Raw genomic sequence first — 13,750 nt, 5'->3', positions numbered from 1 at the left:
TTTGGAGAATAACATGGAAAACAGAGTACTAAGTATTGAATGCGGACGAAGCCTCGTTAGGGTTCTTGAGGTATCCTGCGGAGGAAGGGAAACAAAGATATACAACTCATTTTTGTTTTCTACGCCTAACAATATGTTCGAGCAGAATGACTCAGAAGAGTTTGCAAGCGTATTGCAGGCAGAATTGAAGAGAAGGAAGATAACCACCAAGAAGGTAGTCTTTGTCATCAATTCAAGCCGTATGGCTACCAGAGAGGTTATCATTTCTGCAGTAAAGGAGAGCAGGATAGATGACCTTATTTCAGCTAATGCCTCAGAATACTTTCCGGTAGACCTCTCCCAGTATGTACTCGTACATGAGATTATAGAGAAATTCACAGAGGGGGAGGCAAAGAAGTACAGGCTAAACGTACTGGCTATCCCCCGCGACATCATAGAGTTCTATGAGTGCCTGGCAAGGGACATAGGACTTAGCCTATACGGTATGGGCTATACAGGCAATGCCTCCAAGCTCCTTATGCAAGGTGAAAGTGCAGAAGGAATCAGGGCATTACTTAAAATAGACGGACGTTCCTCTATACTTACCATAATGGATGGTGATAGAATTGAACTCCAGCGTCATATAAGCTACGGTGTATCTGAGGCTGTATCCATAGTGTGTGAAAATGGAATGTATGGCCGTCCTGACTTTGCCAGTGGACTTGAGGTGCTATATGATAACAACCTCCTCTTTGATGAGGCAGTGGATGCAAACGGAGACGGCATATATGAAGACTACGAGGTGATCAAGTCAAATGCTGAGTATAAGCTAAAGGAGGATGTCACCGAGAGCCTTAGGATGCTATCAGGCAGTGTAGCCAGAATCCTCGACTATTATCTCTCAAGGATTCAGGGAATCAAGATAGAGAAGATAGATGTAATCGGTATTGGTGCCGAGATAAAGGGCTTTATGGAGTTCCTTACTTCTGAGTTTGGCATTCATACTGAGAAGATGCCTCCGCTTAGGACCTTCCACATAGTGAAAAATGAAGAGGAGGTAGAAAAGCACCTTGCAGCATATTACTCCTGCATCGGTGTTACCCTTAAGGGAGGACTCCTTCCTGCTATCAATAAAAGAAGGCTTGAGGCCTCCTCTAAGTCAGGTGGGGGTGAAGCCACTACCAGCATAGGTGCATTGGTTATCCCTTCAGTTATCAGTGCTGCCTTTGTAATTGGAGCCGCAGCTTGGTTTATACTGGCATACTTTGATTACAATTCAGCAAAGGAGAAGAATGCTTCGCTTAATACACAGATAACAGCCTACTCTTACATAGAAGAGGTTGAAAAGGCTAACCTCATCGCCAAGGCTGATTACGACTGGATGAGCTCTGCGGTTAAGCTCACAGAGTCTAACAACAACGGCTTAAAGTCCCTTATAGAGGAGCTTGAGAGAAGGATGCCTTCAGAGATACGTGTGCTCTCCTTCAATGCTTTGCCTGACAGGATATCTCTTAATATAACCGTCAGCAACAAAGAAGCTGTAGCAGATATCATCAAGCGTATGAGAGAGATAAACAATGTAATTGTAACCAATGTATCTACGATTTCAGAGACAAAGGGCAAGGATGACAGGGTAGAGGTTAACTTCTCACTGGATGTCATATATATAAATACAGACGCAGGAAAGGCTGCTGAAGACGCAGTTAAAGCAGAAGATGGCAAGGCTGCAGGAGCAGAAAGCACAGATAATGCTGCAAGCGAAGGTGCTGTAACAGGTACAGAAGGTAGTGATACTACTGCGAGTGAAGGAGCTGTAACAGAATCAGAAGGTATGGATAACACTGCCACAGACAAGAAGACTTCAGACACAGAGGCTTCCGGTGGCACTTCATCAGCTACAGAAAGTGGAAAGGGGGAATAAGAGATGTCGATTTCAGAAAGAGATAAGAAGATATTAATAATATTTGTTGGCATTCTTATATTTGCCCTCGTGTATTATTTTCCTATAAGAAGTTATACGGAAGATGCTGAGAAGTTAAATACTGAGAATGTAGGCCTTACCGCAAAGCTTGCGGAGCTTGAGGCAAAGGTCGCAAGGGAGTCTGAGATAAAGGCTGAGACTACCAACTATGAAGCAGATACCTTAGCTTTGGTAGCAAAGTTCCCATCCTTCTTACAGGTTGAGAATGAGATTATGGATATAGTAGGACTTGAGAAAGAGCTTAAGGTAGAGGTTCCGCTCATTACCGTCAATACCCCTGTAGAGATGAAGTCCTCCGATGCGCCTGAAGCAGAGACCACGCAAGCTCCACCACAGGAAGTATCTACAGAGGAAGCTCCTGAGGCAGCCTCTACTACAGAAGCTCCTGTGGCAGATGAGACTGGGGTGGCACCTGCTGCGGCAAATAAGTATAAGCTCTATGATATGTCTACCAACATCAACTACAAGGGCGGATACGACAGCCTAAAGAAATTCCTTGATAAGATAGCTAAGTCTACCGACAAAAAGAGCATCAACTCGGTATCTCTTACCTTTGATAACAAGACAGGGAATCTGGACGGCAATATAGTATACGATTCATACTTCCTTGCAGGAAGCGACAGGCCTTATGAAGAGATTATCACCAAGACTATCAGACACGGCACTAAGAACATATTCGGAACTGTAGACACATCTAAGGCAAATAGCGATGGAGCAGGCGAATAGAGCAATAAAACGAAATTGTCAGAGTTTGCGGTATGGCTGTTAACATACGCAAACTCTGATTGGATATAACATACTTGAAAGGAGAGGAAGTGAGGATGCAGAATATGAAAAATCATAAAAAAATATGTTCTGACAAAGGTTTTTCGCTTATAGAGATTATAATTGCAATCGCTATACTTGCAATTATTACTCTTCCTTTATTAAATGCATTCGTAACTTCTTCCAAGATGAATGCCCTCTCAAGGAACAAGCTTCTAGCTATAGAGACAGGCAAGAATATAATGGAGGAGATAAAGGGCTATAACCTGGCGGATATTATTAAGTTAGGCTCGCCTAATATCACTTCTCCTACTATATTTGGCAATACAGGCTTTGAAGAGCTTGACTATGACCCTTCTACACACAAGTACGTAGTTGCCACGCAAAAAAGCCTAAGACAAAGCCGCACAGGGGGTAATTATGATTTTTATCCTAAGGCAGGCGGTAAGTATTATTTTTACTTAAAGAACATTGTAAGAGAAGGCTTTACGACTAATGCTCTTATAACAGTGTCAAGGGCATCCATTACCGCAGATAATATAGACAAAATCACACCTGTAAGTACAGACAAGGATATACTGATTGATGCCACACTTAGTGCGGGAGATGCTGCCACCAGGATGTTAAACGATCCCTTGCTAAGCTCACAGGTTAAGCATAATGTGAGTGCAGGCACCTTAAGAAGGGAAATACATATAACTGTTACAGGTACGGATATTGTCACAGTTAAGACTGAATTTAATTATTTTGTAAACGGGAGTATGACCCCTGTCACGGGACTTAGTGATTTAAGGACTGAAGAAAGCGACTCCCCTAAGGATGAGCTAAGAAGCATATATATATTTTTAGCACCTTGGAATAACTCGACAGGAGATGAGAAGATAGTTATAGACAATCCGTTAAATAAAAAATTCAAGCTCTACATCGTAAAGCAGGAGACAGGAACCTTAGGCAATAAGATGGTAACCTTGGATGTAAGGGATGGCAATATTAACTTTGCAGACAAGAGCCCTGTTAAGGTGTTTACCAATGTAGAAGGCACTAATTTCAGATGCAGGTATTATCGTAATTCCCAGCCTTATACTACTGATAAGATTGATGTAAATATGTCTCTTGTTGAAAGCAAGTCTGCTGATGAGGTAAATAGCTTCGCAAGGTTGTATGATATAGAGGTTAAGGTATTTAACTCCAATGTGGATGAAAATGGCATTGCAGGTGCAGAGCCACTAATGACATTGACAGGAGGTATGTCCAATTGATGAAAAGAAACGACAATAGAGGTTCTTCGATACTTATGGTTATTCTGGTGGCAGCAGGGATAGGCGTGATGGCTGCCATTGCGCTCTGGGTATCACTGCGCAATGTCCAGATGAAGACCACTGATGCCGAGATAAAGGAAAGCTTCTACTCCGCAGAGGGAGTGCTCGAGCAGGTAAAGGCGGGAGTAAAACAAAAGGCTGAGGCTGCATACAAGGAAGCAGTGACCAAGGATCTTGAGAACTTTGCTAAGTATGGTAACAGCAGTCAGACGCCTGCAGGTGCGGCATCATCCACTGTATCTGAGAAGGCCCGCAGGGCAGAAGACTTCAAGAGGAACTTTAAGGATACTTTTAAGAGAAGTATTGATAGAGGTACGGTAGGCGAGTATAATATTAAGTCTATTAGCAATCTCGTAGATCAGAGCCTTCTAAACAGCCCGACATATCCTTATGCTGTTGTATCCGCAATGAATGGTGGGTATAGCAGGGATGAAGGTATTGTAAAGGATGAAGATGATAAGCTTGTACTTAAGGGTATCAGAGTAAGATATGTAAGTGAAGACGAACAGGTATCTGAGATAGTTACGGACATCACAGTAGCTGTACCAAAGCCTGATGTGGCCTACGGTACTTCTGACCTGGATTTGTTTGAATACGCTATCATAGGCGATAAGGGAGTAGAGGTTATAGCAGGCAATGTAGATATAAAAGGCAGTGTATATGCCGGCTTTAGTGACGCTTTTGACAAACAGGCTTTTGTAGCCAAGTCTTATACCAATGTGGGACTTTATGACAAGACCCTTATAGCCAATGGAACAGTTAATGTAGCTAATAATGCAAGCCTTAAAGCTTCTGCCGGTCAGAAGATATGGGCAGGTGGTATTCTGCTAAACGGTGGCAGAGCAGAACTTATGGGAGCTGCCTATGTAGCTGATGACCTTACTCTAAGCGGAGAGAGGTCTAGTGCAAAGATATCCGGTACATACAAGGGCTATGGCAATGATAAAAATGTGGCTGGCAGCTCGTCGGCAATTATCATAAACGGCAAAGACAGCTCTATAGACATGAGCGGTGCAAAGGAAGTTGCCTTGGCGGGATATTCTTATATCGCTACAGGTAACGAGAGACTCCGGGATAACTCTATAGGAGAAGCCCGTAATAATAAAGACATCAAGATGGGTGAGTCTATTGCAGTAAAGGGCAATCAGATAGCCTACCTTATGCCGGGCGAGTGGATAGGGACAGACTCAAATAAAGAGTCAAAGTTTGGCCACAATCCACTTAGCTATGATGAATACAATAAGCTCTTAAACGAAAAGGACTCAAGCGGCAAGAACTATGTTCTTGTAGATACCAAGGCAAGAGCATACAAGACAGGTAAGACATTTGAAGACTATGGTGTAACAAAGTCAGACCTTGACGCTAATTACACCAAGATATTTGTACAGCCTATCACAGGCATATCAAGTGACGGCCTTGTATACTTCTATGTGAATCTTCCACAGGATAAGGCAGCCAGGTACTTTAATGACTTCTATGCGGCAGACAAAAACAGGGCAGAGGAACTAAAGAAGCATACAGACTTTTATACAGACACTATAAAGAGTGCCGCCGAAGCGAATATCAAGACAGTGGGTAACTACACCTTGTATGACAATGACCTAGTAGTCTTGCCAGGGAAGACAAGTACAATAGATAACACAGGCAAATTTATCAAGACCTTCAGGGCTCTGTGTACCAACCTTACTACTAAGGTAAAGGCAGGACAAAGGGAAAATGAAGTATTTAAGAACATAATCAATGAAGCTGTGCTTAATGGCTACTTGGCAGGAGTTGTAAAAAAAGAAGTATCGGTAAACGGCGTGAAGGCTGTGATAACCTCGGGTTATTATGAATACAATGGTTCCTCTGGTGATGTAAGGCTCATTGTAGCATTAGGAGATGTACGTGTGAGCAAGACTTTTACAGGTACAATCATAGCAAGAGGCAAGGTCACAGTGAATTCTGCGGGAGAAATAAAGTCAGATGACAGCGGTATAATTAAAAACCTTATTAGTGAACCGCTTACCGCAGGCGGAAGTGATTATTTTTACAAGGTGTTTAGAGACGGCGAAGCGTTTGCAGCTTCAGGAAGCACTGTGAGCGGCAATGACCTTTTTGCTGACGGAAGTGTTGATTTAAGTAAGCTTGTGTCTTACAGTAATTGGAAGAAAAAATAGTTAAGGAGGAGACGATATTGAATAACAAGGGATATTCTTTACTGGAAGCTATAGTGATTATAGCAATTCTGGGAGTGCTTACGGGATTTATGGCTACTTCGTCAGGCTTGTTTGATGGCAGAAGAGTAAAGGCCTGTGCAGACAGCGTGTCCTCCCTTCTTGACAAGGTGAGGCTTGCAAACCTTGGTAAAGACGAGGTTACACTCACCATATACAAGGATACTGACCAGACGATAAAAGCCAAGATAGTCACCAAGGTAGTGTCAAGAAATGACTCGATTACTGAGAAGACATTTATAGAGGATGTAAGTGATGACAACGTAGAGATGTCTTATTCTACCGATATCTCCGGAAGCTCTGAGAACCCTGCGGGGGCAGCTGGCATGGTATTTAATTTTAACAGAAACACAGGTGCCATCAAGGATACCAGCCCTAACGGTATCCAGTGCATAATACTAAGAAAAGGAAATGCAGAGAAAAAAATAAAGATATATGCTGCGACTGGAAAAATCATTGTTGAATAAAGAAAGCCTGATGCTAAATGATATAGGGCTTGCATTTAGGAAGGAGATGAAGATATGAGAAAGCGTCTAGATAACAAAGGATTTTCTCTGATAGAGGTTATCATTGCTCTTGCCATCATCATGGTGGTGAGCGGTTCTATCATATCTTTTCTCTTAGCTGGCAGCAGTTCTTATTCATCTGTCATAACTACGACTGACTTGCAAAAGGAAGCACAGCTAGTGATGAATCAGATATCGGATATAGTGATATCTGCAGAAAAGGAAGTGAGATACACAGACAGTACCCTTGAAGTAATCAATGAAAATGAAAAATATGAGATAAGCTATGTGCCTGCCGAGAAAAAAATCTATTATAAGAAAAGCGTAATTGACACGATGAGCAGGAGCTTTGAGCTAAAGGAAAATGTCCTTATGGCGGAGAATGTGACGGCATTTAGTGCGGATGTCATAAGAGCCGAGGGCAAGAATAAAATAAAGGTGAAAATGAACCTGGAAAATAACTCCCAGTCCTACGTAAAGGAGGAGACCATAACTCCAAGAAATGAAAATGTAGTTAAATAGGACGGGGATTTGTCCGACATATATAGTAAAGGTATTGTTTTAAGAAAGGAGCTTTATGAAGAAACGGACTAAAGCTTTAATAGGTATATTAACGGCTACATCTTTAACGGTTGCAGCCGTTTCTATGATGTTTATACATAATCATGAAGCAGACGCAAAAAATGCGTCTTTTAATGGTATTGAGAATCTTATAAAAAGCTCTACAGAGGAGAATCCTTTTACTGTAGTGGAGCTTGTTCCGGATGAGAGGATGGCAAAGTTTGGCTATTTTGTAGAAGGAAGCGAGCCTGAGGACTGGAAGAAGGAGATAGCCTTACTTGATACCAAGAAGAAAAGAATGGATTATATGGCAGGACTTAAGAATAAGCTTGCTACTATAAGTGCAAGTGATAAAACCAAGCCTCTTACTTACAATGAATATAAGGAGGCTTATTCACTAGATGCTGTAAATCCTGCTGATGAAGTAAAGTACTCTTCATTTAATCTTGCCAAGCCTCTTCTTATGAAGAAAGGTGATGTATCGGGCTACAAGATGGTAGACGCAGTGGGCGGAAGCTTTGCATTTGATGCCTCATTTGTAGAGCAGGCAGGCGGAGACTATGATGAGAATGTAGTAAGCTATGAATATACTCAGAACATAGATGGTAAATATGCCGTAAAGTTTAAGAAGGCAGACCTAAGTAATCCTGACGGAAGCATAGTATACAGAGCCTCTGAGATAAGAGAGTTTCACAATGCTGAGGAGGTAAAGGTTCTAGGATTTACAAGGTATATATACAAAAAGGCAAAGGGGGCAACAGGCTCTAATGTAGTGTACGAGTATGCCCTATCGAATAAGGATGCAGATGGTTATAGTTTTGATTTTACTAACTATGACTATGTTTTGCTGTCATTTGAAGGGGTGGATGTATCCACTCTTACAGCGGCTGAGAGGACAAGTGGAGTATATTATTCAGTGGAAAGCGCAGAATATCTGGGAAGCGAAGCAGAGTTTAACGGTGTGTTAAACAGTGTAGAGCGCTATAAAAAGGTTACCTCAGGCAGGGGACATTTTGCAGTTGCATCCGAAGATTCGTATGTATTTGTAGGAAAAGGTAAAGGAAGTAAGAAGCTTGTAGAAGTGGCAGGCGGCAAGCTTGACCATGATTTAGTTATAGACAAGGTCTTCTACACAGGCGGCTTTAAGAACAACAACTGGTTTGAAAACGGCGTGTTCTTAAAGAACTTTAGCGATAACAGGTACCTTCCAGCCACCGACCCTGACTACGATAACGCAAAGATGAAGATAAAGGTGGTTACACTTACACCAAGTGGAATAAAAGCTGAACTAGCTGCCAATCCTAATTATTTCTCCAATGTGGGGCTTTTGTATATAGTAGGCTCAAACTCACTTGTAAATGGGTTCGAGTCTTATAAGTATACAGCAGTGAATGATATCAATGCCAATGTACTAAATATCATTAAAACAGAAGTGAATACAAATAATCTCCCTGCGGTTGTGGAGAACTACGGTGTTGCATATTCTAGTGCTCCGAATATGTTGAAATTGGCAATTAATCTTGTAACTGATAGAAAGTTCTTTGATAAAATAGATAAAGATGGTAATATTGTAAAAGATGCAGAAGGTAGGATTGTAATAGAAGAAGATAAAGACGGTCATTTTGTAAAGAAGAGTGTCTACGTCATAGAGCGTGACTTTGAGAATCAAATTCCTGAAATATTTAAGAACTTTGCTTCTGACTTTATCAACGAAAAGACCTCTGATTCAGCTTTTGTAAACAAAGCTAAGAAAGAAGGCTTCGGAGAAGTTGCGGAGAGCATAGTCGAAGAGAATAACATAGTGGACAAGGGAGTAGAGGGTACTACCGACAACACTAAAAAGTTTAAACTTGAAATCTCAAAGGCAAGAGCTCTTGAGTACATCATCAGCTTCAACTTGAGAAGACAGATAATCAAAGATGATGTAGTTAAAATACTTGATATAGAGCCCGCTAAGGTGGTTGGAGAGAGAGACAAGGACAGTAAAAGGATGAAAAAAAAGGTTAAAAAATGGTTTGAGCCAAATGGGAAGAGCATTAACCATACCTCTGAGACTGTACCAACCTTTGAATACATTGGAAGAACTGAAGACCTCTCTAACTATGACCTTATCTATATGGGGCTTGATACAAGCAGCTTCAATATGACAGATAAGGTTCCACAAGAGGTGGAAATAGGCGAGGTTGAGTTAAATCCGGAAGACATTTCTGAACGTTGGGTTGACGATATTCATAAATTACCAATAACAACCAGGGTGACATTAAGTGCGGATGTTAGAACCGATCCCAATACAGGTATAGAGTATATAGCTAATACCTATCCTGAACAGGAATATAAGGAACCTGCGGCAACAGATCAAAGAAAAGTTCCGCTCTTAGATGCGAATGGTCAAATAGTTTACAATGATAAGGGTAAAATAGTATATAAAACTGAATATAAAATTCCTGGATACAAAATGCCTAGACGCAGAATAATTAAAACTAAGGCAATAAGGTATGTAGACGGTCTGGGAACACCTTACCATACTGTATACAATGATACAAATATGAATGGCCTTATCTACAGTAATGTAGGTGATATATATAAAGCGTTTAATGGATATGCAGACGTTCTCTTCCGGGGAGGACTTTTAGATACAGACTACTTAGATCCACACGGAAAAGTTAATGGTAAACAGCCTGGTGCAAATGGTAGATATAATAATATAGAAGCATATAAGGATGAAGACCCTGATTCAGATGGTATAAAGTATAATTTTAAGCGTGGGCTTAGTGAAAGCGATTATCATAAAGGTGACACCTATATTGATAAAGCAAGAAGTGATGATATCGAATACCGCTTTGCAGGCAATGACATCACGGAGGAAAAGCTAAATAGACTTAAGGAATACATAAAATCAGGTTATCCTATTGTGTTTGCAGACGGTTTTGTCACAACATCAGGAAGTAGTCTTATTGTAAATAAGGATTTGATTGATAACAGCTCAAGAATGTATGAGCTTGTTGACTTTGCTATTGAGTGGAGAGACAATCCTTCCAACAAGCATATGAAGAATGTAATATTTGAGAAAGCAGACGAGAAACTGAATGCAAATGATTTGAATTCTCTTATTACTAACATCAATCTTCCTAAGCCTGAGATTAAACTTGAAGAGAGGCAGTTAGAGAAGGATATTGATATACCTGGGCGCACTACTGACTACAGTAGAATTAACAACAAAACTTTGGAAATCAATTTTAAGCTTCTTAACAAGGGTTTTGAAAATGATAATGTTAAGTTCAAGCTCAGCCTTTACGTTGACAGCAATTCTGATGGTAAGTTCTCTGGTACAAGGGAGATTATCAACCCACGCTATTATACTGTGCTTAAGGACAATACCATCTATAAAGGTGAGCTGACAGATTCTAAGACTTCATTGTACCTGACATCTTCCAAGACTTCCTGGTATAAGATAACCTACAAGCTTCCTAAATATTATGTAGGTATAGTACCTTGGAAGATTAAAATTGAATCTGTAGATGGCAATGGTTTAAACAGATATACAAGCGCCACAGGTTTCGGTTATGTGCAGAATTCGGGAGTAGCCCAAAAAATAAATATTCTCCAGATAAAAAGTTCAGACAATGTTAAGAGCCATTTTAATGAGAACTATAAAGGTGACGATGAACGTTATAAATACAACAATTTATTTTATTACAATTATCGTGACTCTAAAGGTAACTTATTAACTTTTAAGGACCCATCCATACGTTATAACAACTGGATTGGTGAGGGTACCTTTGATATGGCAAACAATGCAATGTTTAAAGAGCTTTTAGATGAGGTAAAAAATACTGGTGATTTTGATATAACAGTAAAATCAGTAAGTCCTGCTACACTTATGTCTGACTACAACGGATGGAGAATGAAGAATCCGGGTAAAAGGCCTGTAGAATTTTTTGATACTACCGCTATCAAATACGATATGATAGTCATGGGCTTTGGAGACTCATACACATTACCTAATGTAAATAACTGTCTTGAGGCTATTCAGGACTGGGCCAATTCAGGTAAGCCGATACTTTATACACATGACTGTACTTCCCAGGTAAATTATAGGGGTACCTCTTCTTGGAACTATGAATTAAACAGAATGATTAGGGGGCTGGTAGGCCTTGACAGGTATGGAGTGCTTAATAACTGGCCTTTAAGAGTTGGGACAGGTGCAGACATAAATAATACCAAAACGAAGTTTGAAAGAACAAAATACCCGACTATTGCTGCCAACACCAGTGATAACTCTGTGACTTCAAGCAGGCTTTTTGAGATAGCCAAGGAAAATGCTAAAAGAAATAATAAAGATATAAAGGATATAGCATATGAACCAGGAAGCAAAAAGACAAAGATTGTAAAAGAGGTTCAGGGCTTCACAAACGGTTCATTGGTATATTTATCTGGAAATGAGGCAACAAATGCTCAGTTTAAGTTCGCCAAGGGATATGTAAGGTCTGAGAGACATACAAATAGGGTAGAACAGATAAACAAAGGACAGATAACCACCTATCCTTTTAAGATTGAGAAAGAGCTACAAGTTGCAGCTACGCATTATCAGCCTTATCAGATAGACTTTAATGAAGATGACGATGAAGATGGTGAGAGTGATCTCATAGTATGGTATACGCTAGCGAGCAGTGAGAGCAGAAAAAATGATCCTGCCAGTGAGTATAATCTAGCCCCTAGAGATGTAAGAAACAATTATTACATCTACACCAAGGGTAACATAACTTACTCAGGTGTTGGGCATTCAGAGGTGACCGGTAGAGAAGAGATGAAGCTTTACGTAAACACCCTTATAGCAGCGTATAAGGCTGCAATGGTTCCTCCTTCGATTGAATTTAAGGAAAACGGCGACCCTGACGCAGCTGAAAAAACTGTATCCTACATATCTTATGATGTGTCTTCGGATGCATATAACAATGGAGTTATAACAGGTAACAAAGAGAAGGTCTACTTCACTCCGGTTGATTACAATAGTTTTGTAAAGGATACTAATCCTCTTGAAACTAAGGTTTTGGTTAAGCCTGTGGATACAAAAGGAGGCCTTTACAATGTATATAGGGCAAATGGAACAAAGGAGCCAACTGAATCAGATGATCAAATTGGTGAGTGCTATGCTTTAATGCCGGGAGATAGTTATTATTTTGAAGTTCCACTGTCTGAACTTGGTGGAAATAAGAACAAGATAGACATTAAGGTATCTGCAAGAACGAGGGTGACAAGGATATTTAGAGGTTCAAGTGTAACCCTGCCTAAGTACTCTCCTGAATCAGTATCAACCTACATTGTTCAAAAACGAGGATTATTTGACCTAGATTAAACAAAGTAAAGGAGAGCTATCTCTCCCCGATATTTTGGGTTGTAATTTGATGATATACCTCCCCCCCTTCTAGGATAAAATCCGAGAAGGGGGATTTTTTTGGCTATTTTGTATAGAAAGTTCGCAAAACTTTGTGTATTTTGCCGATTACAAAACTTAAAAAATGTTGTATACTTGGAAAAGTATCAAAGATAAGACATTCGATATCAGATTGTCTGTAGGATAATTTTTTATCTTTGATACCTGCATTATGTAATACTTCGTTAAGATTTTTTGGCGCCAATCTAAGATGTATTTATTAATTCAAAAAGAAATATTCAAGCTGTTAAATCCAAAGATTTGACTTTAATTTTGTGTTGTTTTTTAGAAAGGGGGAAAATTGGGAGAGAAGGATATTTTAGAGAAAAAGCTCCTCAAGTTTAATGATGTGTTCGTAGACTTTGAAGATGGAATTAAATCTTATTTTTATTGTTTAATCAGAAAGGGGGACAATTGGGAGAGAAGGATATTTTAGAGAAAAAGCTCTTTATGTTTAATGATGTATTTGCAGACTTTGTGAATGGAATTATGTTTGATGGGAAGGATGTAGTTAAAGAAGATGAACTTGTTGACCTTTCCGGCTGGAGCCACTATAAGGGGGATGACAGCAAACATAGGTTTCAGGACAGAGATGTCGTAAAACTATGGAAGAAAGAGAATGTAGTTATTTCACTAATAGGAATTGAAAATCAGGATATACCTGATAAAAACATGGTATTTAGAGTGCTTTCGTACGATGGGGCTTCTTATAGAACCCAGCTTGTAGAAAAAGAAAGAAGGAAGAGGAAAAAGAAAGTGGATAAAGTAGCTGAAAAGTCTGCTGAAAAATTAGATATTTTTCCTGTAATAACCTTCGTTATCTACTATGGCGAAGAAGAATGGAGGCACGAGACGACCCTGCACAAAAGACTTAACCTGGATTCTGAACTCAAACACTATGTAAGCGACTACAGTATCAATCTGATAGACTTGAAAAAGCTAAGTGAAGATGATATAAATAAGTTTAAGAAGGATTTTAAGCTAATAGC

The 13,750-nt window shown here is 40.0% G+C and carries 9 protein-coding genes; all 9 read left to right on the top strand.

Features of this window, described 5'->3' with window-relative positions:
• Window positions 1–13: 13 nt before the first annotated feature.
• On the top strand, window positions 14–1,900 hold the full coding sequence (locus ACO6HM_RS06545; protein WP_485390324.1) for a hypothetical protein: 1,887 nt from the start codon (window positions 14–16) through the stop codon (window positions 1,898–1,900).
• 3 nt (window positions 1,901–1,903) lie between these two features.
• Window positions 1,904–2,686: a hypothetical protein gene (locus ACO6HM_RS06540; RefSeq protein ID WP_485390323.1), complete on the top strand. Its 783-nt coding sequence runs from the start codon at window positions 1,904–1,906 to the stop codon at window positions 2,684–2,686.
• Window positions 2,687–2,790: 104 nt separating this feature from the next.
• Window positions 2,791–3,984, top strand: coding sequence for a prepilin-type N-terminal cleavage/methylation domain-containing protein (locus tag ACO6HM_RS06535; RefSeq protein WP_485390322.1), 1,194 nt, complete (start codon window positions 2,791–2,793; stop codon window positions 3,982–3,984).
• Complete coding sequence (locus ACO6HM_RS06530) at window positions 3,984–6,203, top strand: hypothetical protein (RefSeq protein ID WP_485390321.1); 2,220 nt, start codon at window positions 3,984–3,986, stop codon at window positions 6,201–6,203. Before ACO6HM_RS06535 ends, ACO6HM_RS06530 begins: the two co-directional genes overlap by 1 nt.
• Before the next feature lie 17 nt (window positions 6,204–6,220).
• A complete protein-coding gene (locus tag ACO6HM_RS06525) occupies window positions 6,221–6,727 on the top strand; it encodes a pilus assembly FimT family protein (RefSeq protein WP_485390320.1) in 507 nt (168 codons plus the stop codon).
• Between the two features lie 54 nt (window positions 6,728–6,781).
• Window positions 6,782–7,288, top strand: a complete 507-nt coding sequence (locus ACO6HM_RS06520; protein WP_485390319.1) for a PilW family protein — start codon at window positions 6,782–6,784, stop codon at window positions 7,286–7,288.
• Window positions 7,289–7,343: 55 nt separating this feature from the next.
• Complete coding sequence (locus ACO6HM_RS06515; protein WP_485390318.1) at window positions 7,344–12,683, top strand: DUF5057 domain-containing protein; 5,340 nt, start codon at window positions 7,344–7,346, stop codon at window positions 12,681–12,683.
• A 379-nt stretch (window positions 12,684–13,062) separates the two neighbouring features.
• Window positions 13,063–13,197, top strand: coding sequence for a hypothetical protein (locus tag ACO6HM_RS06510; protein WP_485390317.1), 135 nt, complete (start codon window positions 13,063–13,065; stop codon window positions 13,195–13,197).
• A partial coding sequence (locus ACO6HM_RS06505; RefSeq protein ID WP_485390316.1) for an Rpn family recombination-promoting nuclease/putative transposase occupies window positions 13,176–13,750 on the top strand: 575 nt, incomplete at its 3' end. The genes ACO6HM_RS06510 and ACO6HM_RS06505, both read left to right, overlap by 22 nt.

This window comes from Catonella sp. (genome assembly GCF_057250765.1).
Note: the sequence above shows the minus strand (reverse complement) of the source record. Positions and strands in the feature narration are given on the sequence as shown.